Below are 22,645 nucleotides of genomic sequence, written 5' to 3' on the forward strand. Positions count from 1 at the left end.
TCCTTTCGGTGGGGGTGTTCCCTCTCGTTGGTGCTACACCGCCTGGTTTATCAGCAGATCGACCTCGCCACCCGGCGTGGTCGGGTCGAAGCCGTGCTCGACCAGCCAGCGGACTCCCCGCAGGCTTCGTAACGACCACCACGCACGGATTACCTCGAGGTCGACGTCGGTGCCGTAGCCGGCGACGACGTCGCCGAGGTGTTCCGGGTGTCCGAGCGTCAGAGTCGCGAGGTCGTAGAGGGCATCGCCGCAGGCTGCCTCGGACCAGTCGATCACGCCGGTGATCTGGTCACCGGCCGCGAATACGTGGTCGACCTGGAGGTCGCCGTGGGTGAATACCGGTGTCCACGGTCGCAGCGCAGCCCCGGCGATCCGGCGGTTGCGCGTGACCACCTCGCTGGGGAGGACGCCGTTGGTGACGATCCACGCACATTCGCGGTCGAGCTGGGATGCGATCTCGTCGAGATCGTGGCCGGGCCATGGCGGCAATGGCGAGTCGTGCAGCACCCGTATTGCGGCGCCCGCCGCGGCCCACGCCGCCGACGACGCGGTCGAGGGTTCGCCGAGGCGGCCGAGTGCCGTCCCAGGCAGGGCGGCGAGCGCGAGCACGGGTGGTTTGCGCCACAGGATCTGTGGAGTCGGGATCGGCGCCATGGCCATCGCCTCGACCTCGACGTCGGTGTGGCTCTGATCAGCGTCGATCTTCAGGAAAATGTCGCCTACGCGTAGGGTCACGCGCTCGTGATGGGCGACGACGACCTCGACTTGTTCCACGTCGGCCATTATCTCGGGGATAACCAGCACCGTCGCCGGAATTATCAACGGGCGGTCCCCGCCAGAACGGGCACGGGACGGGCGCCACGGCGGGCCGACGCACACCCAACAGTCACCCCACCACGACATGCACACCACTCAAATCAAGGGCGCTCGAACTGTGCATCGGTTCGCATGCAGTCGGGCACCTGGCCAGTAATGTCCGTTCTGGCCGAAATTTTCCAATAAGGGGGGCAGAGCTGGTGGACCCATCAGAGTTACTGGGACTGACGATCCCGCTGTCAGCGATGACGCTTCTGGTCGCAGTGGCCGCTGGATTGCTACCTCGACTCGTTGGAGATGAACCGAATCTCGTTGTGGGCATACGCACGAACGCGACGATGTCGAGTCCAGAAGCGTGGCAGTTTGCCCATGAGGTTGCGCGGCCTTTCTTCTGCCGGACGGTGTGGACAGCCGTCGTGGGATTGTGCATTCAGGTAGTAATCGGAGTCATGGCCGGTTTCGGATCCGTGGTGTCAGCTGTCGCTGCAGCGATCGTGTGTGCGGCGGCATTCACCGTCCTGATCGCTGGGGCATTAAAGGGCAACGCCGCAGCGAAGACCCTAAGTCGTTAAACCGCCGGTCGAAGGGCGCTGGTTGCGCGCACGGGACGGCCACCCGCGATAGCGACGCCGGACTGTTGAAAGGCGCGTGACGCATCCAGATCTGCGTGATCACAGGCACTCGAACGGTGTGACTATCGACCAGTCAGGCAAACGAGTCCACCTGTGCCCCAGCTCTGCACGTCATTGGTGAACACCCCCGGCTCTGGCCTCTCTCTTGTTCCCATCCATCCAGTCCAGTCGTCCTCTCTGCGCCACCCACTGTCTCTCGCAGTCTCTTCTCCCTCAGCCTGTCTCATGGGAACCGCTTCGTGATTGCCGAGACGATCTCTTCAGGGGCATGTTCCTGGATGAAGTGCCGCGCATGGGGCAGCTCGACGACGTCGAGATCGGCGAATACGTCACGTATCCGTGGGATACACGATTTCGGGCGGAACACCACGTCCCGCATCCCCCACACCGCGAGAGTCGGCTTGCGCCCCAGTAGAGCAGGAACCTCTCGGGAGAGGTGGTCCAACAGCGGGCGTGCCGCACGAATTTCCCTGGGCGTCACCGCGAGGGCACGTCGCGCTTCTGCTGTGGGTTGGACCATGCGGTAGTGGTCGGCCTCCGCCTTGGTGAGCTTGCTGCCCAGCTCCCCGAGCAGGAACCGCTCCACAAGGAGATTCTCCCCGAGTATGCGGCGTTGCATCGGACGGCTGCCCATGATCACGCTGAATGCCCGGTTGGCGAGTGGCTCGATCGGCCAGAACGCCGTGTTGCCCAGCACAATCCCTCTGACGCGATCTGCCCGCACGATGGCTGCGCCCAGCCCGATGGGCCCACCCCAGTCCTGCCCCATCACGACAAAACCGTCCAGCTGCAGATGATCGATCAACTCACTCAGGACCGTCGTGTGCTCGGCGATGCGGTAGCCGAAATCCGTCGGCCGTTCGGACAGTCCGAACCCCAGGTAGTCCGCGGCGATGCACCGGTACCGGTCGCGCAAGCCCTTCACGATGTGGCGGTAGACGAAGCTCCATGTTGGGGAGCCGTGGCAGAACAGAATCGGCGGACCGACCCCCTCGTCGATGTAGTGAACCCGACCGGCAGATGACTCGAACCAGCGAGATTCGAACGGGAACAGCTTCTCGTCCGGAACGAAATCGATCAGCATTGAGCATCCTCCCCTGGTCGGACCATCTCTTCACACCTCGCGACAGGCCTGGCGTCCGGGCAGACAGTCCGGCCTGCATGGCCGCCATATGAGCACGGTCGATAGCCGAGCCGGGCCACCGAGTCCCACTCTTTCCGCGACAACCCACGCAACCGGTCGCTACATCTGTAGCGGCGAGGTTCCCTCACGCTACACCTGTAGCATCGGAGCGTGTCTACGCGAGCAACCAATCGCTACGAGCGCCGAGAACGCATCACAAGCAGCGGCATCCGCATCATCGCCCGGGACGGCCTTCGCGCGCTCACACACCGAGCCGTTGACCAGGAAGCCGGGATTCCGCAGGGATCGACCTCCCACCATGCAAGAACCCGGATCGCGCTACTCGAACTGATCGTCAACGCACTCGCGGAACGCGCGATTGCTGACGCCGAGCGATTTGCAGACTCCCTGAACGCCACGCCCCAGACCGAGCACCGACTGAGCATCGCTGAGCTCGCGGCCGCGATCGCGGCACTCGTAGACACACTTGCGGAGCGCCGCGACGACATGCGAGCCCGCTACGCACTCATTCTCGAGCTCGATGACGCACCCCTGCTGCGAGGGAAACTGATGAGACAGTCCGAAGTCCACGCCATGACCCGAGAAGCGACCGCGTTGTTCCTTGCCCGAGCAGGCCTTCCCAGTTCCGACGAACGGGTCGAGGAACTGATCTCCCTCACAGACTCCCTGGTGTTCCAACAAGCCATCATCGACGGGCCGACCTCCCCAGCATCGATCCTTAACGCCTACCTCTGGGGAGTCGCCCACCCGTCCAACCCAACCGGGGACACATGACGGGTCGCGCCAGCGCGGGATGACGCTGCGGATCGCGCGCTGCAAAGAGGAACGCAACCAGATTCTGCGTAATCAAGAGTCGTCCTCGGTTGTGATCACCGAACGGTCAACCTATCCAATCCGCATGCAGCTCAGCGCGGCCCGGAATTGGTGAACACCCTTCTCCGCGAAGCGTTCAGCGGGTGCGACGAGATCTTCGCGGCGGGCGGCATTCGCGATGCTGTCGCGCGGCGTATGGCCTTGAGCGTGGGCGGATGCTGGCAGGTTACTGATCGTCGGAGCTATCGCGCAGCTCGCTGTATTTACCGAGGACGTGCTCCTTTTCCGCGCCGAACGGGTAGCCGGCACCAGTTGAAGAACCCACTCTCAGGTCGGCATGACGCAGAGCCAGATAGATGTCCTCGTCGATCTCGCCGAGGTCGCCCACACCGCGTATTCCCACCGACACGACCACATCGCAACTTTGCTGTTGCTCTACGAGATACTCGGCTGAATCATCAACATCGAGTTGGACCGGGTCGAGGATCTGCCACCTCGCCCATCTGCCAACCCGCTCCTCGAGCGTGGATCCGATGACCTCGATTGCAGCGGCAGCGTCAGCGTTGGTGGTGTCAAACTGGAACTCGACGATCTCTTTCTCGGTGATCGGCCAGGAACTCGGCGGGTTGTCCCAGAGGCTCCCAAGTCGGATCGGTCGTCCGTCGACGGGACCGAGGTCCTCGGCGGTCGATTCGACGATGCACAACATTGGGTGCGAGAAGAGCGCCGCCAGGCGCGCATGCTTCGCGAAGATGGTCAGCAGCGCATCTGCCGTGTGACGGTCCAGGTTCACCAGTGTGTCGTAGCCGGCAAGGGCGAGGACCGTGCCGGTGGAATCCGGGTCGCTGCCGTATCGAAACTCGCCGACGTCGTACATCAGGTCGTTGAAGGCATCGAGGTTCTTGCCATAGGAGGAGGGGAACGACAGTGCACCGGCCAACGCCGTGTGCACGTCGGTGACGGTGATGCTGTGCTGCAGATCGATCCGATGGACCAGGTAGCCGAGTTCATCGAGTCGCCCAGAAGCACAGTCGAGCCCGAATCGGGTGTCGTACCTGTACACGGATCCGTTCTGCAACAGGCTCCAGTCGAAGCGCTGCCGTTGCGTGTCGAAGAGCTCTCGATCAAGCGGGTCGAAGACGGGACCGCGAGGCATGCGCAAATCGTAGATCAGCGGTCGGTCCGACCAAGGTGCGTCTTCGAGACGCGGAACAGGAGAATCTGCACTAGACGACCGGAGCACTCGGGATTAGCCGGGAGGACGGAACGTCGGCGGGCCCGCCACCCTTTCTGTTCAAAACTTCAGGATGCGCTCAGCGCCCAACTGCGCGGTGGAACCGCCCCTAGGGGCAACCTGCACGCCACTAACCTGGAACTCATCCAGATTGGTGTGATCGGGAGCCCTCCTTAAGTGTGATTACCGACTGGTCAACCTATCCAATCCGCATGCAGGCCAGAATGAACCGGCATTGGTGAACACCCCTCGGCGGCCTCTCGGCGGCTCGCGCGCAGCTTCGCGTGAGGGCTCCGGTGGCCCTCATCGCCGGTGCCGTGAATGCGCCGGGGGTTGTTCCTGTACTCGATCACCGGAACGAATCTCTGGCGTGAGGAGATCGCCGGGAATGAGAAGTTCCCTCCACTGTACGGCTCGTCCGAAGAATCTGCCGCCGACCGCTGCTTCCGTTCGACTCCAATCGCCGAGACGTACGGGGCGCCCCGAGTCCCGGAGTCGATGCGCGGGTCTAACCCACTCGTCGCCTGACGCCAGTGCGCGGCCTTGGCAGAGGTCGTGCCTCAGCTCCCACTCGCGATCGGGCCCGATCTTCGCCGCGGCGGAGCGGCGGTGCCCGTCTCATAGACGAACTTGGTCTCAACAGGTCGACGCATCACCGGAGATGGGGCCGATGGTGTCTCGGAAGGCGTGGGCCTGCTGTATCTCTCGGGACGTCCACCCCTATCGGACGTGTCATTGGCTGGCATGCAACACCGCCGCCCGATGCGGCGTCCGAAGGGCTCTCCCTGGATACGACGAAACCCGAAGCGGATGCAGGCACACTTCGGGTACGTCGAGCGGCTACGTCACGGGCTGCAACGTCGAACTCGCCACACATGATCATGTTGTCGTCGTTCAGGTCGCCATCGACAATGCTGAGCTTCGATTCACTGTCCCACTCAGACTTTCGTGCGGTCGCCCGAACCACAGTGAATAGTCCGGCGGTTCCAGCACCGGGGCGGTTCCACGGAGCTCTCGATTCGCGGCGTCACTATCGCGGCGTGTCGTAGATGGTGTCCCCGGTCAGCCTGTTGGCCTACGACTGCCGCCGAGGCCGACCGCCAGAGCTGCGTCGATGGCGGCATCGATGTGGCCGTCCTCGGTGTAGAAGAAGCCCGGCATCGTCTCGCCTGTCCGCGCCAGCGCGACGAGGAGCTGGGTCAGTCGCAGGTCCGGGTTCGCGTGCCAGATCTGACCCAGCTTGGTCAGGATCGGATCGATTCTCTCCGGATCGCGCATCGTGCCTCCTCGTGTCGCCGGCCCGCTCGGGCGTTGTCCTGTCTATCGGAGCCTGGTCGGTGGCATCCTGTCCAGCGGATATCGGATCGAGAGGGCAGTTGCGCGGGCGGATGTACCAGAGTCCGCCAGGGACGGAGCTTCTGCGGCCTGTCTCGCTGATGCGGGTCGTGTGATGCCGGTCGAATGCCTTCCGGTGGAGCGCCAGTCAGCGTCCTTCTCCTGTTGTGCTGTCGGGGTGCGCGGCCACTGCGTGTGTGCGGTGGTGCGGGTGGGCGTCGGCCACCTCGACCAGGGTGCTTCCGGCTCTCCGCGGTGGCGGGCGGCGTCAGTGTCCGCCTCGGGCGTAGCGGTGTCCGATCTCCGCAGTACGGTTCCGGATCATGTCGACTGACACCCGAACCGTCCCATTCGAGGAACTCGCTTACGCCGACTTGTACGTCGGCGCCGTCTACCTCGGAGGCGCCAAGGGCAACGCCGCGGATGACCCGCTGGCCAAGCTGCTCCCGGTGGGAAACCAGGGCGGCTTCCGGCACGCGGGGTCGCCGACGAAGGGCACAGTCCGGTTGTCAGTGCTCTACACCAGCGGCGTGGAGAAGGAATGGCCGGACGAGCTCGACATGGAGACGGGGGTGTTCACGTATTTCGGCGACAATCGCAAGCCCGGCCGGAACCTCCTCAACACCACACGCGGCGGCAACATCCTGCTGCGCGATGCCTTCACCGCGGCCCGCGGTGCGGCGACGGACCGGCTCTTAGTCCCGCTGTTCTTGCTGTTCGAGAAGGCCGGACGCGGCCGCGCCGTACGGTTCGTTGGCCTCCTGGCCCCGGGCGAACCCACATCGAGTGCGGAGAACGACTTGACCGTGGTCCGACACCGACTCTCAGGGCAGGAGTTCGAGAATTACCGCGCACGGTTCACCGTTCTGGACACACAGGTCGTACGGCGCAGCTGGCTGACGGCGGTTCTTTCCGGGGACAGCACCACGAACGCCGAGTGCCCAGACGCGTGGCGAGTATGGGTCGGACAGAGCACTCGCGGACGTCCGGCCCCCTCGCGCGCTTCTGGTAACGGTCGCTCGTACACCCCTGGTTCCGCGAACTCATCCGGCGGCGACAATGCTGCGCACGACGGCACCCCTGGTTCCTTCGGCGGCGGCATTGCTCCCGCTAGTGAGCCTCACCCCGCAGGTGGAGATCTCCCCCGGCATGAAGACCCGTCGCGGAGAACCGATGGATCTCGGCGGGCGGAACTGCTCGACGCCCTCCATCGGCTGTCCGTGCACCGTCAGGACGGTAAGGCGGCGTTCTATCAGTACGTGGTGTTGCTGTGGGCGATCTCGAGAACGTCGGCCGCTCGACTAACGCCGTTCTCGGCCGCACGAGAGTCGCTGAACGGGCTGCTAGCTCCCTTTGCGCTCACCAGAAGTACACCGGACCCGGCGATGCCGTGGATCGCGCTGGCGGATTCGCCGTGGTGGGAGATCGACCTGCCCGACGCCGATCACCGACGAGGGCTACGTCCGCGGGATGTCGTGCGCCGCTTCGATCCGGAGGCTGGCCTGAGCGTCGAGGCCCATGCTCTCGTATCCGAGGATGAGAAGTTCCGGCAAGAGGCAGTGGCTGCCATCGCCGAGATCGGAAGCGCGCACCCCGCCCTGGACGGCCTACTGGAGACCTTGAGCCTGCGCGTCGGTGATGAGACACCAGTTCGTGGGCACGTGGCCTCGAGTGCCTCCGTGGAAGCGGTGGGGGAGGACCGCCGATCAGCGGCGGACTTGTCGGCGGCGTGCGTGACTTCTATCCCTCCCGAGGTCTGCACCACAGAGACATTCGAGCGGGAACGTCCCAGTCTGGTAGTGGCCGAGCGCCGAGAGTCGGCGCTGCAGGACCGATACTTGCGATTCCTCGAAGCTCAAGGGCACCGAGTGTGCCGTCAGATGGTGGTGCTGCCGGGGGAGTCGAATCGGCTGTACACAGACCTCTTCGACGTCACGACGGGTGAGCTGATCGAAGTGAAGTCAGATAGCGGCCGGGCGACGATCCGGCTCGCGCTCGGGCAGATCCTCGACTACGCCCGGCACATCACTCACACCACGAAGGCTGTGCTCGTCCCGGACGAACCTGCGGCGGATCTGGTTGATCTACTGCAGAGTTGGGGAATCGCTGTGGTGTGGGAGGCCGCACCGGGTGTCTTTCAGAGGAAAGATCCATTGTGACGGGTCCGGTAGGAGCGCCGCCCCACCCCGACCGCGCGAAACTCGAACTGCCGTACCAGTATTTCGGGCTCGCGACCGGTGGGTTAGCGCTGGTGGGTGACCAGTGCTCGTAGTGCTGTGACGCATTCATCTTCGGTGACGGGGAAGCGTTCGAACGATACGGAGTGCCCACGCATGGTGCGCCAGGGGCCGCGGCGCTCGGCGTGCGCGACGGTGTGCTGGTCGGGGAACTGAACGTAGGCTAACGCGCCTCGCGGTAAGGGGTCTGATGTGTGGGAGGCGAGGTAGGCGTTCAGTTGATAGAGGTCAGCGCGGTCGACGCCACGTGGGTCGGCTAGCGGCTTGTACTTTGCGTCGATGATCGCGGTCGGCTGGTCGATGGGGCCGATCACCAGGTCGGGGTAGAGCCGCCCGAGTGTTGCTGTTTCGTGCTGCTGGCTGCGGAGGAGCGGGCGCCCGTCGCTCAGGTGGGTGCCGTGGGTGACGTCGCTGGTGCCGAATGCGCGTTTGGCGCAGACCAGGGGGTGGTCGAGTTCCTGGTTTCGTTCGATTCCCCAATCATGGTGATCGGGCGCCCGGTTGTGTTTGCGCTGGTGGGTGTACTGATCGCACTGTTCCTGACCTATCACAGCGCGGACCTGACGATTACTGACGCCTCGATCACCATCGTCGAGGGCGACGATACGAGGGTCATCTCCCGGCACCAGGTGGGCGGGGTGTTCCGCAAGAACGGAAAGGTCACGATCGAGTCCTCGGAGGGGCGCAAGCTTTTCAGCGACGATGTCGAGGGCGGTCGCGACAGAATCGCGCAAGCTTTCCGTTCCCACGGATATCCGTGGGAAGGGCGCTGAACACCGCACGGGCAGCGGTCGCGGGTCGCTGGCCATCCCAGTGCCGGGCTACCCGCGCTGGCGGCGTTTCCCGGTTATCTCTGCGACGACGTCGGAGTACGCGCGAAAGAGGCGTGGCTCCGCGGACTTCGGGCTCGCGTCGACGAGGATCGACCAGCACTCGGCCACATACCGCCTCGCGTCGCGCCCTGGCCAAGGATCGGGAAGCAACTCGGGCGGCAACAGCGGATCGGGCGCCGTGGCCCGGGTGAACTCGGATGCCAGTTCGATCGCGATCGTCATGATCTCCGTCTCGTCCGTCCGGTCCGTACTGCGCAGACGTGCGAGCCGATCCTGCGCGACCGTGGAGAGTCGACGGTGTCCGTCGGCGATCGTGGCGAGGGGCCAGAAGAGGGCTGCGATCGCACGCGGGTCGGCGATGCCCCGAAAACTGGCGTCTTCCGTCGTGATGTACGAGAGGTGCTCGGAAACGCCGAGTCGCGACGCAAGGACCCGAACATGGTCCTCCCACGGGTTCGCAGACAGGTATAGCCCTCCCTGAACCGCTGCACCACCCAGATGAACGATGCCCTCTCGCATGGCATCTCGTGCCTGTCGCATCGGCTCGGGTATCGCGAAGCCTGCCAGACGCCATTTGCCGTCCCACGGGGCGTCCCCACGATCCTGTGCGTACATGAAGCGCACGAACTCGACGTTGGGGGACACCGCGATCTCGCAGTTTTCCGTCGCCCGTAAGACTGCTCGCCGTCCCCGCCCTTCCTGGACGAACTGCCCATCGGTCACCAGCCGCCGAATGCAGAGCCGGACCTGCTGGTCCGACATTCCCAGGGCATTCGCCACCGAGTACAACTCGCCGGCGTCGACGGTGCTGTCCCTCCCGAACCATGCTCTCGACGAGCATTCGGGTCGGCACTTCGACGGGGTAATTGGACACGTCGCTCGCTCCCTCGCGCCCAGGTGGTGCATATTGCGGACACGCTAATATCGTTTTCGATGCGATAGTTTACGCCCGGATCGATACGTCGGATGCCGCTGTCTAGACGGTATGGAGTGACACACGACAAGTCGTGTGTCACTCCATACCGTCTAGCGCTTCGCAATTCGGTGCTACTCGGCACCTATTTCATGCTGAGCTCGTCGGCTTCTTCGGCGTCGAGTGTCCCGACGAGTTCGGCGATCTTCACGACAATGTCCTCCATAGGCTCCTCCGCCGTGCTAAAACCACCACGCGACGCGAGCGTAGGGCTGACCTGGTCGAGCTGCTCGAACGTCACACCATGCATGACCGGCACCAGGAGGTTGCGGCGCAGCAGAGCACTGAGCTCGTTGCTCGCGATGCTTCGATCGGTGCTCAGTTTCTCGAGCATGGCCGGCGTCACTAGAACAATCCCAATGCGCGAACTCACGAGTCCCTTGTCGATAGCTACGCGCATGTCCGTGCCGGGCCTCAGGGTCACCTCGCTGAACCACACCGAAACGTCCGCGCCTATGAGCAAGTCGTAGACCTTTTTCGCATCAGCCTGACGGTCGGGCCAAGCGTGGCAGAGGAACACATCCTTCCCCTGCGTTCGGACCAAGACCGCCGTACGTATGGGCTCGAGGTCGCGCACCTGCTGCGGAGTGTAGGAGACAGTTGAGGTACTGGGCGACCAACTGGGACGGGTGGTGCGGCCTCCACCACGCCCACCTCCGCTGCTCGTCGAGCCTCGAGTCCTGACAGCAGAGGTGACCGGCGGTGGTGAGTAGGGCTGGTACGACGGTGTTGAGTAGCCGTATCCTCCACTGCGTCCGTGAACTGGGCAGTCGGCACCGCCGCCCCTGATGTGGCCTCTGACGGGGGCTGTGCACTGGGGCATAGTTTGGTCCTCCTTGGAACCTTGGACAGTGGCCCAAAATGGCTTTCCGACCGGCCCTATGCGGACATTCGGGCGTGAGGCTATTTTACTTGCAGCCACCGACAGTCCCGCCCGCCGCAAGTGGCACTACCGCGTCGCGGCCGGTGATTTTGAGGGCTGCTAGTTCACCCAGGTTTCCTCTGCACACCACTGCTGAAAATCGTGCAGTCGCCTTCTGGAACTGACAATGCGACCAGTGTCAGTTTCAGACGTCGACTGCACGACGTCCTGGGTGAGCAGGGTGTCGTGACGAGGTCGTCTGAAACTGACAACAAATTTTGGCAGTGGTGTTCATGGTCAGCTACCGACCGTCGAATTGGTCTGTGGGCGACGTCGAGGGGTGCCCGGGACGCCCCGTAGAAGAGGGCTGCCCGGAGAGCATTACCGCTCGCCGGGCAGTCCTCATTCCATCGTCATACTGACGGTCGAGCGCAGTCAGTTCTGCGAGTTGACCGCCTCGTAGTCGTGCCAGTCCGGATACGTTACAACCGGATTGGGGCCATCTGCTGACCCTTGGACCATGCAGCTTCCCCTGAAGCCCGCTGGCCCGCCGGGGTGCTCTCCAAGCCCGAGTGCGTGCCCCATTTCGTGGCACGCGGTCTTGAGTCGCTGGTTGGGGGTGACGGCAAGGGTCGTGTTGAGCTGAATGTTCGCTCCGCGGAAGTTCCCGTTGCCGTCAAACTGCCCGAGAGTTGCGCCGTAGGCCTGGCCTATACCTGGGAGAGTTAGGCCCGGGGTCTCCCAGATCATGATGCATCCGTTGAGTTTGGTGCAGTCCCACCAGCGGTAGGTGAGGTTGATCCGGTTGCTGTCGAGTCCGTTGTCCCAGGTCTGGGTCGCCTGGTCTATCGGCCAGGGCGTTGTCCGGTCGGCCACGTCCACCCAGTCCGTGATGTAGTTGCCCTCGGGGCCGGGGATGGCGTGATGCGCGGACGCAGGTGCCGCAACAGTCAAGAGTCCGGCGACTGACAGCGCAGCGGCTGCGAGAGTGCCAAAGAATTTCTTCATCACTGCACGCTCCTTGCGAATCCGAAGGTGCGGCAGGCGCTGTCGCGTTGCTCCCTGGTTTCGATGGGCTTCGGTGCGTCTATGTGGAGGGTGCTGGCATATCGGCCGTCCTCGAGATAGCAAATCCAGCCGCCGCCTTGCACGGTGCTCGCACGGATCTTCTCCACGACCTCGCCGCAGGGACGTTCACCCAAGTCGGGTGAGTTGTCGACTTCATCGAGCGACAGAGGCGCCACGTCACCGCCCTTCGGCTTCCCGGTGCTCGGGTCGATCGGCGGTTCGGGCCGTGGAGCATCACGCTCGAAACCCGGTTGTGTCGGCGGCCACTGTTCCGGCCCCGGCGTCACGCCGCGCACCTGAGCCGCTTTGTCGAGCCCGCGTACTGTGTCGCACGACAGGGCCGGCGCGGCTTGTTCTGTCTCAGCCACCTGTTGAATCGCCACGGGCTCAGACGAACCCGACGTCGTGACGATCACACCGCCCAATACGCCGGCGGCGAGTGCCCCGGCGCCCACAATCCCAACTAGTTTTTTCATATCCCCCTCCGACTGTGATGCACGCAACACGTGCAAGCAGAGGGTAAACTCTTAGCAATGCGCCGTCAACCGACCGGTAGGTTTGTTTAGCATTTGAGTGACGCTCGATGTCGAGACACGGCAGTTCAAGATCGAAACACTGTGCAGAAACACAGGACTGAAACGATCAGCTCTCTACAACAACCTCAACCTCGCCCGTCCTGAACGAGCCGCGCGCCAGCGAGGATGAGTAGGTAGTGCACAGCACTCCTGACACCCGTCCATTCGACTTCTGAAACTGGCAGGAACAATTCGAGCATGGGTGAACCGTTCAGGGTGGGCTACTGTCGCTTTTCGACCGACGAGCAGGATGTCGAGATCCAGACCGAGCAGCGGCTGGCCCTCGGAGTGCCGTGCGAGCGGATCTTCATCGACAAGGGGTTCTCCGGCACCACGCGCAAGAACCGCACTGGCCTGGACAACGCGCTGACCGCGGTCACCTCCGCCGCCGCAGCCAGCAACGGACGGCAGGTCGTGCTGACCGCGGCGAAGTTCGACCGGTTCGCCCGCAACATGGCCGAGGCTGGCGAAATCTTGACCGGCCTGCGTGAGCGCGATGTGCTGTTCGGGCTCGGCAGCTCGATCTACGACTGGGTCGACCCGTTCGGCGAGCTGTTCCTGCAAACTCTCGCCATGGTCGCCGAGTTCGAGGCCAACAGCGAAGGAGCACGAAAAGTTCCACCAGTGGTGGGTCAACGCCCTCCGGATGACCGAGGACAACCGTGCCGTGACAGAAGCACGGTTGACCGCTTGACTTGACCGCTTGACTGGTCGAGAATGGTGGCATGAGCACGCCACTGAAGAAGGTTGTCGACGACGCGATCGAAGCGAGCGGCATGCCCGCAGAGCGACTCGACGCTGCCGATGCCCAGTACGTCAAGGCCGGTGTCGAACGGGTGCTCTCGAACCTCAAGGCCCGTCGCGCGTGGGAGAACCACATCGGCCCGATCCTCACGCCTCGGCAGATGCTCGACATCACCGAGTGGACGAAGCAGGCACTCAGCCAGGCCGTGCAATCGCGTCGAGTCCTGCGCCTCCAAGCAGAGGACGGCACCTTCGGCTACTGGTCGGGAGGACTGACAGAGACCTCGCCGCACCGCCCCCTCGCGGGCCTCAAGGAGACGCTCGCCGCCTGGGCGGGTGACGTCGATCCGTGGACAGTGGCCTCCTGGCTGTCGACCGAGCAGCCCGAGTTGGACGGCCGCACTCCGCGCCAGGCCCTCATCGACGGCGACACCGCCGACGTGGTGACCCTTGCCCGCCAGGCTGCGGGTCGACTCGCGTCGTGACGTCGCCGCGAGCGAGCCAGCATCTCACCACGCCACCGGCGCCGGACCAGCTGCGCGGCCACTTCCCACAGATCACTGTCCGCGCGGGAGCCCCCCTGTTCCGGTCCCACTCGGCGAAGCTGAACCCGTGGTGGTTCGGCACCAGCCTCGACAACCGCTTCGACCTACCCGGCCCGGCAGGGACCTGCTATGTCGCCGAATCGGAATTGGTGGGCTTACTCGAGGCGTGGGCCGGTATCCGGATCATCGCGCGGACGGACGCGGCGGTTCGTGCGATCTCGACGTTGAGCGTGGGCCGGGATCTGATCGTCGCGGACGCCACCGCGAACGCCGCGATCCGGTTCGGAGTCACCGCAGAGATCTCGACGACCGTCAACTACGCCCTCACCCAGCAGTGGGCCGCGGCGCTTCACGCTGCCGGCTACCACGGCATCCGGTACTGGGCGCGGCACGAGTTGTCACACACCAGCGCCTCCATCGCGCTGTTCGATTCTGCTGGGGACCAGACGGATTCGTCGCTCCAGCCGACCCAATACCGCGTCGCCCGCACCGATTCCCTGATCGACCGGGATGATCTGCTGACCGATTTGCAGGTGAACGCGGGCATCACGGTCATGACGCCGCCGTCGACGCTCGGCCCGTCGTGACCGGGAGATGGGTTGGCATGGCGACTGCACACTCGCGCCCCGGTCCCTCGACGCACAACGAGGCCGCCCGGATGACGCAGTCTCAGCTGGTCACAGAGCTGCGTGCGCTGCTCGGGGCGAAGCTGGTCGCGTACCTCGGTCGGGCGAAGGAAACCTGGGCTGTCCGCCAGTGGGCCGACGGCGCGCACACCTTCAACGATGAGGCCGACGTCGAACGACTTCGCATCGCGTACCGCGCGGCCCGCCTGATCGTGCAGCGGGACACCCCTGAGGTGGCGCAGACGTGGTTCCAAGGTCGACCCAATCCTCGACGATCGGCCTCCGGCGCTGCTCCTCCGTGACGGCGACCTCGCGGACGTCGGGCCGCAAGTCCTCGCCGCCGCCCGACTGTTCGCAGCGGCCGAGCGAGCGCCGGGATCGGCCGGCACGTCGCACCCCCGTACTACCGTTGTGCCCAGTGAACGCCCAGACCTGACCGCGGCCATGCGACTCTTGGGCGTTGCCTGGGCCGACGACGGAACGTAATCCGCACCGCCTGACATCTGCAGTCCCGAACTGAGGAGCCGAGAACCATGCGCCCAGAAGACCAGATGTCGACGCGGGCCGACGAGAAGATCCGCCGGCGCATCCTGGTCCGGCAATGCTGTCTCACGGCCCTGCTGGCGGTGTGCGGGATTGTCCTCATCTTCCAGCCGAATGTCCCTAAGTTCTCGGCAGCCGTGATCATCGGGGCCGGAGTGGTTGGCGCCGTGCTTTTCGGGGTCCAGCTGCTCAACGCCTCCTCGAACCGCGATAAGTCCTGACCTTCGGTCGCGCAGGGGGTTGGGCTGCCACCCCTGGGTGCGCCTGGGACATCATTCAGTTGGCCGGACCGGGAGGGCGTAGATGCAGGAGATCTCCGCGGCTGATGCGGCGGTCGCGAGCTACCGCGCCGGCGGATCGCTCGACGCTTTCGCGTGGGCGCTCGAGGACATCGTGATCCGCTTCGAAGACCACTCGAACCCGCTCGCCGACGAGTTGCGAGGCGCCTGGAGTGACCTCGAGATCATCAACGCCTTGAATCTCTCCGGCGGTCTCGAGATCGACCCGGCAGAGGTGGATACGTTGATCGAGGAGATCCTGCAGCTGATCACCGCCGCCGAGAGCGCCAAGCGGGAGTGGCGATGTCCCGGTGCGCGGTCACTGGCAGCCCGACTGCGGTTCCCGCGCAGCAACAGGACCGCGTGACTGCGGCCTGCCACTGAAACCCGGCAGGCTCAACCCTCCTGCAGGTCGGGCAGCCCGGTGTCGAGGTCCAGCTGTCCGGCGATCCGGTCAACCGGTGGATCGTTCGAGATATGTTGCAGTAGAAGGACAGTGCCGAGCATCGGGAGCGCATCTCGATGCTCGGCAATGACCAATCAGGTGGGGCCGGCTACCGGCCGGAACGTGTCATATGCGCAGGTAGCCGGTTGTTCCTATCGCCACTCGGGGTTGGTCCAGTAGGGCGGGATCTGGCGGGGGAGTTTGTCGGCGGTCTTGGTGCCGTTGCCGAGTTGGTTGCAGGGCCCCGACCAGCCGACCAGTACGGGTAGGCCGTCGGCGTAGTGGAAAGTGGTCCAGACGATCGTGGCAGGGTCCCCGACTTGCGGCGGCCTTCCGCATCGGCGGGGGTTCGCCGGTCCATCGGCCGCATTGAACGCGTCGACGACGCTGGCCAGTTCCGCACCGTCGATACGTCCCGACGCCGTCAGTGGCGGCGGGGACTTGGTCTCTTCTCCCCCGGCCTTCTCGTAGCGGCACACCTCTGCGAACAGCGGCGCGTCCGGAACCATCACCTCGGCGGTACCGGGGCGCGGGGCCCGAAGTCCCGCCATCCCGACGAACACTCCACCTGCGGTTCCGCCTGCGCCTCGACGACGTCCGTCGTGATGTCCGCGCTCTCGGCAGCCCGATCGTCGGTCGTGCATCCGGTCATCGCCAACGCAACTCCAGCGCCCACGCACAGCGCCGATGCCGTCAGGACGCGGCCGGATACCTTCGTCGATTCCCCCATGCCCGAAGACTACGACCCGCCGCGAACTCGGCGGCGGCCGTCGGCGCTAACGCACGCACCATCCCCGCCAGGGACGTTCCACCTGCGCAGGTCGGAGCTTGTTTCGAGATGCGTTGGCGCAAACGAAATTGCCGAGCAGCGAGAGCGTGTCTCGATGCTCGGCAATGGGCCGATCAGGTGGGCCGGCCTACCGCCCGGGATGTGTCGTCTGTGCTGGTCAGTCGCTGTTTCCGGGCGCCCGTGTTCGTTGGAGGCGCGGATGATTGGGTGCTCGTCGAGCTGAGCGCCGACCTCGACGACATCTTCGTCGATGAAGAAGACGAAGCCCAGTTTCTGACACTTCCGCGGGGCCGCCTGCCCCGCTTGTGGCTCGACGCCGGGGTTGCCGGCAGCACAGAGTGGTCAGGTGCGTCCCCAGCGAACTCGTCGAGGTCCTCGTCTCGCATGGATCATGAGGAGACGTTCACTGCTGTCGCTGAGTCGAAGTCGCTTTCGCGGGATTGGTCGCTGCCTGCCCACTGCTCGGGGCTGCTTGCTGAGTCGAGGCTGCCAGCGAGATGGGCAACGGCGCCGACCACGCTGATTCCGAATCGGCCGTTGGTGTCCCACATGGTCGCTGCTCCGGCGGCGATGCCGTCGCTGGATATGTGGTTGTCGGCTTCGATTCCGACGATCGGACCGATCGGCTGTCGCGCGAGCAGGATTGTGACGTCGTGATTGATGAATCCGATACCGCGGTCGCTCCAGCTGGTGAGGGTGTTGGTGAGTTCGCCAACCATGGCGGCGCGGACGAACGGGGTGTTGTCGATGCCCGGGACGACCTGCGGCGGGTCGAACCAGAGTCGTTTCCGGCCGGCGTTCTGGTGCTCCGGCATGGACGTACTCCAGCGGTTGGGGTGTTCGTCGCTGCCCCAGAGAACCCCGGGTTTGGGGAGTTGGGCGGCCAGTGAGTCGGACAAGGTCATCGATTCGCTGGGGTACCACCTCGCACCTGGCGGGTCTTGATTAGGTCGGATGGACACCATCGATGCTCGTGCGACGGTGCGATCGCCTTGTTGAACGAGCACGTCGGCGATACGGATGCTGCGACCTTCTCGTACCAGTGTGGTGTTGGTCTGCAGCGGCGCGAACGACGGCTGCCGGAAGATGTCCAGGGTGAACTTCGCTGGGCGGTACCCAATTGTGCTGCAGGATGATTCAATCGCGTGTGCCGCGAGCCCGGCGAGGGCCGATCCGTTGATCGAGTCCGGAGACCATAGGCTTTGTGCGGCGGGGAGGGGTTGGAATTGGTCCTCGTTGGGTTCGAAGTAGGCCATGCCGCTCTCCTGAGGTGTGGCGAGAAGGGGTCAACTCCAGCAGTCTGGCTACCCAACTTCTGGAACGTGTTTCAATTTGAAAGGTTTGTGGCTATCGTCACAGCGACCGAAAATCAGGTATGGGGAGGGTGTTTCAATGAAGACCAAGGGTGCGTTGCTGTGGGGCGTCAACGAGAAGTGGTCGGTCGAAGAGATCGAGCTCGGTGACCCGGTCGCCGGTGAGGTGCAGATCCGCATGGAAGCCGCCGGCATGTGCCACTCGGACCTCCACATCGTCACCGGTGCGACGCCGATGGCGTCCTATCCCGCGATGGGCGGCCACGAGGGCGCCGGGGTGGTCACCAAGGTCGGTGAGGGGGTTAAGGATCTCGAGGTCGGTGACCACGTCGTGCTCTCGTTCATCCCGGCGTGCGGACGCTGTCCGTCGTGTTCCTCGGGCCACTCGAACCTGTGTGACCTCGGCATGGGATTGCTCAGTGGTCAGTCGATCGCCGACGGCACGTACCGCATCCAGGCGCGCGGGGAGAACGTGATCCCGATGTGCCTGCTCGGAACGTTCTCGCCCTACATGACCGTCCACGAGTCTCAGGCCGTGAAGATCGAGAAGGACATCCCGCTCGAGCTCGCGGCCCTCGTCGGCTGCGGTGTCCCCACCGGGTGGGGTTCGGCGACGAACATCGCCGAGGTCAAGCCGGGTGACTCGGTCGCCATCATCGGTGTCGGCGGCGTCGGCATGAGCGCGCTCCAGGGCGCCGTGGCGTCGGGCGCGCGCCACGTGTTCGCGATCGACCCGTCGCAGTTCAAGCGCGAGCAGGCGCTCAAGTTCGGTGCCACGCACGCCTTCCCGTCGATGGAAGAGGCGATCGCGCCGATCATGGAGGTCACGTGGGGTCGCATGTGTCAGAAGACGATCATCACGGTCGGTGAAATGAAGGGCGAGTACGTCGACCCCGCTCTCACGCTCACCGCGAAGAACGGCCGCTGCGTCGTCACCGCCATGGGTCACATGGCCGACATGGACGTCAAGCTCAACTCGTTCATGTTCTCGATGCTGCAGAAGGAACTGCGGGGCAACATCTTCGGTGGCTTCAACGCGCGCGCGGACATCCCGAACCTGCTGAACCTGTACCGTGCCGGTCGGCTCAACCTCGAAGACATGGTGACCAACACCTACTCGCTCGAGCAGGTCAACGAGGGCTACCAGGACATGCTCGACAACAAGAACATCCGCGGTGTCGTCCGCTACACCGAAGCGGACTGGTAGATCGACGGTCGGGCTCACCTCGTGACCTGACCGGGAGCTGGCCGGTGGATAACGCCTCGGTCGCCGTCGTATACGACGGCGACCGAGGCGTTGCGCATCAACGGGACCGCCGGCGGGCCCGCTGCGCACGTGCCCGATGCTGGGACTCGGGGTAACGGAGAACCTCAGCGACGGCGACGAATGATTGGCGAGAGCTGGCCACAAAGCGCTGATCGCTATCGCAGTGCCCCGTCCTGGAGGGTTGCTCCCGTACGCACCAAGCGAGTGTCAAGGCCAGCAGAAATAGCATGAGATATGCACCGCCGCAACAAAACTAACGATCAGTATTGGAGAGTCCTCGCGGTTGACGGAAGCTGGGCAAACCCTTAGCCTTGGCCCCCAAGGGGGATGAAACATGTTCTATTTCTGCGCCACGAGTGGGCATCACCGGTGGGCAGTTCTGCCTCGCTGATGACATCCGGAACCTCATGAGAATGGTCATGGAGGTTCCCGCGGGAATGTGACCAGGGCACCGTTCCACTTCTCCCGGTTCTTGCAAGACGACGTATGGCTGTACCAGCAATCGAATGGGGGGCGTTACATGTGTGGAATCGCAGGCTGGGTGTCGTTCGACTCCGACCTGACCAGGCAGCAGAGTGTCCTCGACGCGATGACCGACACAATGGCGTTGCGCGGGCCGGACGGACGCGGCACGTTCGTGCGCGCTCACGCAGCGCTCGGGCATCGGCGGCTGGCCGTCATCGATCTGCCCGGCGGAGCACAGCCGATGAGCGTGAGCACCCCCGCCGGGGACGTCACAATGGTGTACACGGGAGAGGCATACAACTACCGGGAACTGCGCGATCAGCTTCGGGGCCTGGGCCATTCCTTCCGCACCGACAGCGACACCGAGGTGGTACTGCACGCATACCTGCAGTGGGGTGAGAGCGTCGTCGATCACCTCAACGGCATGTACGCCTTCGCGATCTGGGACCAGCGCGAGGAGAAGCTGGTGATGATCCGAGACCGCATGGGCATCAAGCCGCTCTACTACTACCCGACACCGGACGGAGTCCTGTTTGGCTCGGAGCCGAAGGCGATTCTGGCCAACCCGCTGGCGCGCAGAGCCGTCGACGCCGACGGGGTTCGTGAGCTACTGGCCATGACCAAGGCGCCGGGCCGGTCGATCTGGAAGGGCATGTACGAGTTGGCACCCGGCACACTGATTCGGGTGGACCGCATTGGAATTCACGAACGCACCTACTGGCGCCTGGAGGCGGTCGAGCACACAGACAGCAAGGAGATGTCCGTCGAGCGGGTGCGTGATCTGCTCACCGACATCGTCGACCGGCAGCTGATCTCCGATGTGCCGCGCTGCGTATTGCTGTCGGGCGGTCTGGACTCCAGCGCCATCACCGGTCTGGCCGCGGCGAGCCTCGCACGCAACGGCGAGCAACTGCGCACGTTCTCGGTGGACTTCCTCCACCAGGAGCAGAACTTCGTCCCCGACGAGGTACGCGGCACCCCCGACGCGCCGTACGCGCGCGAGGTCGCTGCGTCGGTGCAGTCCGCGCATCAGAACGTGATGCTCGACTCGGCCGACATGCTGGACCTTTCGGTGCGGCGCGCGGTCATCACCGCACGCGACATGCCCGGACTCGGCGACATCGACTTGTCGCTCTACCTGCTGTTCAAGGGGATTCGCGAGCAGTCGACGGTGGCGTTGTCGGGTGAATCGGCCGACGAGGTGTTCGGCGGCTACCCGTGGTTCTTCGCTGAGCGGGCGGTCAACGCGGACACCTTCCCGTGGGCGGCCTTCACCGGCGACACCCCCTGGACCGCTCTGAGGCCGGAGCTACGCGAACGGCTCGATGTCGACAGCTACATTGCCGACCAATACGCCGCGGCGCGCGCGGAGGTCGCACACCTGCCCGGTGAATCCGAGGCCGAAGCCCGCATGCGCGAGGTGTGCTACCTGCACCTGACCCGGTTCGTCCGGATCCTGCTCGATCGCAAGGATCGCCTGTCGATGGCGGCCGGACTGGAGGTTCGGGTCCCGTTCTGCGATCATCGCCTCATCGAGTACGTCTACAACACTCCGTGGCCGCTGAAGACCTTCGACGGCCGCGAGAAGAGCCTCCTGCGCCACGCCACGAAACATGTGCTTCCGCAATCGGTCTTCGATCGCGTGAAGAGCGGGTACCCCTTGACACAAGATCCTGCCTACGCGACGAACCTGCAGCAGCTCGCGAAGGAGATCCTGTCCGAAACCAATTCGCCTTTGTTCGACCTCATCGACCGCAACTGGATGCACGAACTGGCGGCACAGGATCCGATGCGGATGAATCCCGTCACCCGGGCGGGCCTGGATCGCGCGGTCGACATCTACACCTGGCTGGACCTGTACAAGCCGGAGCTGCAACTGGACTGAGGAAGGGTGGCGGCGCGCTTATCCTCGAGAATTCGCGTGGTGCGGCCGTCCGCGATGCTACGACGAACTCGCCCTCACCACCGGTATCACTGGCCAGGGCCAGAACACCTCCACGCCGGCCGGCCCTGTGGCACAGTGCTGAGGAGTTCGCCGACGCGGGCTTCGGAGACCGCAACCCGGTCGTCGGCACCGGCCAGGGCCCCTGAGCGTCGGCGAGCCAGTCCCTGGCCACTACAGCGCCGCCATCATCGCGACGAGATGCGGAACGACGAAGATGGCCAAGAGGACGAAGACCAGCCCCATCAACGCAAGGAACCGCATCCCTCTCCGATCGTGGCGGCGCTGCTCGGCCAGAAGGTGGTTGACGATCTGGACTGCCGATTCGCAATCGTCGCAGCCCGGGCAGGTGATCCCGGTGTCCGTGTCGCGCCGTTCGATGTGGTCCATGGTCTCTCTCGGGTCTGGTGGCGTGATCTGTTTCTAGCGGCCGCGGCCGCGGCCGCTGCCGCTGCTGGCAGATACTGGGTGTGAGTGGATTCGGGGATGTGGGTACCGACGGGGACGCCTCGGCTGCCAGGGGGCCAGCAGCCGAGGCGTGATCAGTGTGAGGCGGTCAGAACGGAGGTTCGTCGCCTGCGCCAGCGCCGGCGAATGCGCCGTTGCTGGGGCCCGCGGCCCACGGATCGTCGTTGCGGGCGGAGGACTGACCGCCGCCACCGTTGCCGCCACCGAAGCCGCCACCGGTGTTTCCACCGCCACCGTTGCCGCCGCCACGGGCCACCTTGTTCACCTTCGCGGTGGCGTAGCGGAGTGAGGGGCCGATCTCGTCGACCTCGAGCTCCACGACGGTGCGCTTCTCGCCTTCCCGTGTTTCGTACGAGCGCTGCTTGAGGCGGCCGGACACGATGACCCGCATTCCGCGCTGCAGGGTTTCAGCGACGTTCTCCGCGGCCTCGCGCCAGATGTTGCAGCGCAGGAACAGCGCCTCGCCGTCCTTCCACTCGTTCGTCTGCCGGTCGAAGTTCCGGGGAGTCGATGCGACGGTGAAGTTCGCGACCGCGGCTCCGGCCGGGGTGAAGCGAAGCTCCGGGTTGGCCGTCAGGTTGCCGATCACGGTGATGACGGTTTCGCCTGCCATGGGTGTGCCTTTCGTGTGGTGGTGTGGTGGTAGTGGGGTCCAGTGTTCCGGGCCGGTGCGGCGGGTGTTTCAGTCCCGCCACCG

The 22,645-nt window shown here is 64.6% G+C and carries 24 protein-coding genes and 2 pseudogenes; 12 read left to right on the forward strand and 14 right to left on the reverse strand.

What is annotated here, in order from left to right:
- Window positions 1-33 precede the first annotated feature (33 nt).
- Window positions 34-783, reverse strand: a complete 750-nt coding sequence (locus tag ABTV10_RS27135; protein WP_499035419.1) for a phosphotransferase family protein — start codon at window positions 781-783, stop codon at window positions 34-36.
- 278 nt (window positions 784-1,061) lie between these two features.
- On the opposite strand from ABTV10_RS27135, the gene ABTV10_RS27140 reads away from it, so the two are divergent.
- Window positions 1,062-1,388, forward strand: coding sequence for an SdpI family protein (locus ABTV10_RS27140; RefSeq protein ID WP_499035930.1), 327 nt, complete (start codon window positions 1,062-1,064; stop codon window positions 1,386-1,388).
- A 283-nt stretch (window positions 1,389-1,671) separates the two neighbouring features.
- Here ABTV10_RS27140 and ABTV10_RS27145 read toward each other — a convergent pair whose 3' ends face one another.
- Window positions 1,672-2,532 (reverse strand): haloalkane dehalogenase, encoded by an 861-nt coding sequence (locus ABTV10_RS27145; protein WP_499035420.1) that lies wholly within the window; start codon window positions 2,530-2,532, stop codon window positions 1,672-1,674.
- 210 nt (window positions 2,533-2,742) lie between these two features.
- Here ABTV10_RS27145 and ABTV10_RS27150 point away from each other — a divergent pair, with 210 nt between their 5' ends.
- The gene (locus ABTV10_RS27150) at window positions 2,743-3,366 is read left to right on the forward strand and encodes a TetR/AcrR family transcriptional regulator (RefSeq protein WP_499035421.1); all 624 of its coding nucleotides are present in this window, start codon (window positions 2,743-2,745) and stop codon (window positions 3,364-3,366) included.
- A gap of 265 nt (window positions 3,367-3,631) precedes the next feature.
- Here the strand turns inward: ABTV10_RS27150 and ABTV10_RS27155 are convergent, their stop codons facing one another.
- A complete protein-coding gene (locus ABTV10_RS27155; RefSeq protein WP_499035422.1) occupies window positions 3,632-4,561 on the reverse strand; it encodes a barstar family protein in 930 nt (309 codons plus the stop codon).
- Between the two features lie 1,140 nt (window positions 4,562-5,701).
- Entirely contained in the window at window positions 5,702-5,917 is a 216-nt protein-coding gene (locus tag ABTV10_RS27160; protein WP_499035423.1) for a hypothetical protein, read from the reverse strand.
- A gap of 380 nt (window positions 5,918-6,297) precedes the next feature.
- Here ABTV10_RS27160 and ABTV10_RS27165 point away from each other — a divergent pair, with 380 nt between their 5' ends.
- A complete protein-coding gene (locus ABTV10_RS27165) occupies window positions 6,298-8,133 on the forward strand; it encodes a phosphorothioated DNA-binding restriction endonuclease family protein (RefSeq protein WP_499035424.1) in 1,836 nt (611 codons plus the stop codon).
- An 83-nt stretch (window positions 8,134-8,216) separates the two neighbouring features.
- On the opposite strand, the gene ABTV10_RS27170 is transcribed toward ABTV10_RS27165, so the two are convergent.
- On the reverse strand, window positions 8,217-8,684 hold the full coding sequence (locus ABTV10_RS27170) for a 5-methylcytosine restriction system specificity protein McrC (RefSeq protein WP_499035933.1): 468 nt from the start codon (window positions 8,682-8,684) through the stop codon (window positions 8,217-8,219).
- Between ABTV10_RS27170 and ABTV10_RS27175 the strand changes: the two genes are divergently transcribed.
- Complete coding sequence (locus ABTV10_RS27175; protein WP_499035425.1) at window positions 8,610-8,984, forward strand: YqeB family protein; 375 nt, start codon at window positions 8,610-8,612, stop codon at window positions 8,982-8,984. The two genes, ABTV10_RS27170 and ABTV10_RS27175, sit on opposite strands and share 75 nt — an antisense overlap.
- 48 nt (window positions 8,985-9,032) lie before the next feature.
- Here the strand turns inward: ABTV10_RS27175 and ABTV10_RS27180 are convergent.
- The 4 genes and pseudogenes from ABTV10_RS27180 to ABTV10_RS27195 form a co-directional block, all read right to left on the reverse strand.
- Window positions 9,033-9,885 (reverse strand): annotated as a pseudogene (locus ABTV10_RS27180) (PaaX family transcriptional regulator C-terminal domain-containing protein).
- 217 nt (window positions 9,886-10,102) lie between these two features.
- The gene (locus ABTV10_RS27185) at window positions 10,103-10,594 is read right to left on the reverse strand and encodes a toll/interleukin-1 receptor domain-containing protein (protein WP_499035426.1); all 492 of its coding nucleotides are present in this window, start codon (window positions 10,592-10,594) and stop codon (window positions 10,103-10,105) included.
- 720 nt (window positions 10,595-11,314) lie between these two features.
- Entirely contained in the window at window positions 11,315-11,890 is a 576-nt protein-coding gene (locus ABTV10_RS27190) for a hypothetical protein (protein WP_499035427.1), read from the reverse strand.
- The gene (locus tag ABTV10_RS27195) at window positions 11,887-12,423 is read right to left on the reverse strand and encodes a hypothetical protein (RefSeq protein ID WP_499035428.1); all 537 of its coding nucleotides are present in this window, start codon (window positions 12,421-12,423) and stop codon (window positions 11,887-11,889) included. The genes ABTV10_RS27190 and ABTV10_RS27195 overlap by 4 nt, the downstream gene beginning before the upstream one ends.
- Window positions 12,424-12,720: 297 nt before the next feature.
- Between ABTV10_RS27195 and ABTV10_RS27200 the strand changes: the two genes are divergently transcribed.
- The 6 genes and pseudogenes from ABTV10_RS27200 (at window position 12,721) to ABTV10_RS27225 (ending at window position 15,625) form a co-directional block, all read left to right on the forward strand.
- Window positions 12,721-13,221, forward strand: a complete 501-nt coding sequence (locus ABTV10_RS27200; protein ID WP_499035429.1) for a recombinase family protein — start codon at window positions 12,721-12,723, stop codon at window positions 13,219-13,221.
- A gap of 26 nt (window positions 13,222-13,247) precedes the next feature.
- Entirely contained in the window at window positions 13,248-13,751 is a 504-nt protein-coding gene (locus tag ABTV10_RS27205) for a hypothetical protein (RefSeq protein WP_499035430.1), read from the forward strand.
- Complete coding sequence (locus ABTV10_RS27210; protein ID WP_499035431.1) at window positions 13,748-14,398, forward strand: RES family NAD+ phosphorylase; 651 nt, start codon at window positions 13,748-13,750, stop codon at window positions 14,396-14,398. Before ABTV10_RS27205 ends, ABTV10_RS27210 begins: the two co-directional genes overlap by 4 nt.
- Window positions 14,399-14,415: 17 nt before the next feature.
- Window positions 14,416-14,797, forward strand: a pseudogene (locus ABTV10_RS27215) (hypothetical protein); the annotation flags it as partial.
- A gap of 173 nt (window positions 14,798-14,970) precedes the next feature.
- The gene (locus ABTV10_RS27220) at window positions 14,971-15,201 is read left to right on the forward strand and encodes a hypothetical protein (protein ID WP_499035432.1); all 231 of its coding nucleotides are present in this window, start codon (window positions 14,971-14,973) and stop codon (window positions 15,199-15,201) included.
- A gap of 82 nt (window positions 15,202-15,283) precedes the next feature.
- Window positions 15,284-15,625: a hypothetical protein gene (locus ABTV10_RS27225; RefSeq protein WP_499035434.1), complete on the forward strand. Its 342-nt coding sequence runs from the start codon at window positions 15,284-15,286 to the stop codon at window positions 15,623-15,625.
- A gap of 230 nt (window positions 15,626-15,855) precedes the next feature.
- Here the strand turns inward: ABTV10_RS27225 and ABTV10_RS27230 are convergent, their stop codons facing one another.
- The 3 genes from ABTV10_RS27230 to ABTV10_RS27240 form a co-directional block, all read right to left on the reverse strand.
- A complete protein-coding gene (locus ABTV10_RS27230; protein ID WP_499035435.1) occupies window positions 15,856-16,254 on the reverse strand; it encodes a hypothetical protein in 399 nt (132 codons plus the stop codon).
- Window positions 16,212-16,433, reverse strand: coding sequence for a hypothetical protein (locus ABTV10_RS27235; protein WP_499035437.1), 222 nt, complete (start codon window positions 16,431-16,433; stop codon window positions 16,212-16,214). The genes ABTV10_RS27230 and ABTV10_RS27235 overlap by 43 nt, the downstream gene beginning before the upstream one ends.
- 449 nt (window positions 16,434-16,882) lie before the next feature.
- The gene (locus tag ABTV10_RS27240) at window positions 16,883-17,749 is read right to left on the reverse strand and encodes an acyl-CoA thioesterase domain-containing protein (protein ID WP_499035439.1); all 867 of its coding nucleotides are present in this window, start codon (window positions 17,747-17,749) and stop codon (window positions 16,883-16,885) included.
- Window positions 17,750-17,885: 136 nt separating this feature from the next.
- Between ABTV10_RS27240 and ABTV10_RS27245 the strand changes: the two genes are divergently transcribed.
- Together ABTV10_RS27245 and asnB are read left to right on the forward strand one after the other, a co-directional pair.
- Window positions 17,886-19,013, forward strand: coding sequence for an NDMA-dependent alcohol dehydrogenase (locus tag ABTV10_RS27245; RefSeq protein ID WP_499035441.1), 1,128 nt, complete (start codon window positions 17,886-17,888; stop codon window positions 19,011-19,013).
- Between the two features lie 580 nt (window positions 19,014-19,593).
- Window positions 19,594-21,423, forward strand: a complete 1,830-nt coding sequence (gene asnB / locus ABTV10_RS27250) for an asparagine synthase (glutamine-hydrolyzing) (protein WP_499035442.1) — start codon at window positions 19,594-19,596, stop codon at window positions 21,421-21,423.
- A gap of 231 nt (window positions 21,424-21,654) precedes the next feature.
- Here the strand turns inward: asnB and ABTV10_RS27255 are convergent, their stop codons facing one another.
- The gene (locus tag ABTV10_RS27255; RefSeq protein ID WP_499035443.1) at window positions 21,655-21,870 is read right to left on the reverse strand and encodes a hypothetical protein; all 216 of its coding nucleotides are present in this window, start codon (window positions 21,868-21,870) and stop codon (window positions 21,655-21,657) included.
- Window positions 21,871-22,036: 166 nt separating this feature from the next.
- On the reverse strand, window positions 22,037-22,561 hold the full coding sequence (locus tag ABTV10_RS27260) for a single-stranded DNA-binding protein (RefSeq protein ID WP_499035444.1): 525 nt from the start codon (window positions 22,559-22,561) through the stop codon (window positions 22,037-22,039).
- Between the last annotated feature and the right edge of the window lie 84 nt (window positions 22,562-22,645).

It is taken from the genome of Paraburkholderia sp. RHO2 (genome assembly GCF_050955445.1).
GTDB classification, from domain to species: domain Bacteria; phylum Actinomycetota; class Actinomycetes; order Mycobacteriales; family Mycobacteriaceae; genus Prescottella; species Prescottella agglutinans_A.

Excerpts from the sequence above, each read along its gene's own strand:
- ABTV10_RS27235 (WP_499035437.1), bottom strand. The coding sequence starts at position 16,433 with ATGGGGGAATCGACGAAGGTATCCGGCCGCGTCCTGACGGCATCGGCG.
- ABTV10_RS27255 (WP_499035443.1), bottom strand. The coding sequence starts at position 21,870 with ATGGACCACATCGAACGGCGCGACACGGACACCGGGATCACCTGCCCG.
- ABTV10_RS27140 (WP_499035930.1), top strand. The coding sequence starts at position 1,062 with ATGACGCTTCTGGTCGCAGTGGCCGCTGGATTGCTACCTCGACTCGTT.
- asnB (WP_499035442.1), top strand. The coding sequence starts at position 19,594 with ATGTGTGGAATCGCAGGCTGGGTGTCGTTCGACTCCGACCTGACCAGG.
- ABTV10_RS27220 (WP_499035432.1), top strand. The coding sequence starts at position 14,971 with ATGCGCCCAGAAGACCAGATGTCGACGCGGGCCGACGAGAAGATCCGC.
- ABTV10_RS27200 (WP_499035429.1), top strand. The coding sequence starts at position 12,721 with ATGGGTGAACCGTTCAGGGTGGGCTACTGTCGCTTTTCGACCGACGAG.
- ABTV10_RS27195 (WP_499035428.1), bottom strand. The coding sequence starts at position 12,423 with ATGAAAAAACTAGTTGGGATTGTGGGCGCCGGGGCACTCGCCGCCGGC.
- ABTV10_RS27245 (WP_499035441.1), top strand. The coding sequence starts at position 17,886 with ATGAAGACCAAGGGTGCGTTGCTGTGGGGCGTCAACGAGAAGTGGTCG.
- ABTV10_RS27135 (WP_499035419.1), bottom strand. The coding sequence starts at position 783 with ATGGCCGACGTGGAACAAGTCGAGGTCGTCGTCGCCCATCACGAGCGC.
- ABTV10_RS27155 (WP_499035422.1), bottom strand. The coding sequence starts at position 4,561 with ATGCCTCGCGGTCCCGTCTTCGACCCGCTTGATCGAGAGCTCTTCGAC.
- ABTV10_RS27260 (WP_499035444.1), bottom strand. The coding sequence starts at position 22,561 with ATGGCAGGCGAAACCGTCATCACCGTGATCGGCAACCTGACGGCCAAC.
- ABTV10_RS27225 (WP_499035434.1), top strand. The coding sequence starts at position 15,284 with ATGCAGGAGATCTCCGCGGCTGATGCGGCGGTCGCGAGCTACCGCGCC.
- ABTV10_RS27240 (WP_499035439.1), bottom strand. The coding sequence starts at position 17,749 with ATGGCCTACTTCGAACCCAACGAGGACCAATTCCAACCCCTCCCCGCC.
- ABTV10_RS27165 (WP_499035424.1), top strand. The coding sequence starts at position 6,298 with ATGTCGACTGACACCCGAACCGTCCCATTCGAGGAACTCGCTTACGCC.
- ABTV10_RS27205 (WP_499035430.1), top strand. The coding sequence starts at position 13,248 with ATGAGCACGCCACTGAAGAAGGTTGTCGACGACGCGATCGAAGCGAGC.
- ABTV10_RS27160 (WP_499035423.1), bottom strand. The coding sequence starts at position 5,917 with ATGCGCGATCCGGAGAGAATCGATCCGATCCTGACCAAGCTGGGTCAG.
- ABTV10_RS27145 (WP_499035420.1), bottom strand. The coding sequence starts at position 2,532 with ATGCTGATCGATTTCGTTCCGGACGAGAAGCTGTTCCCGTTCGAATCT.
- ABTV10_RS27230 (WP_499035435.1), bottom strand. The coding sequence starts at position 16,254 with ATGGCGGGACTTCGGGCCCCGCGCCCCGGTACCGCCGAGGTGATGGTT.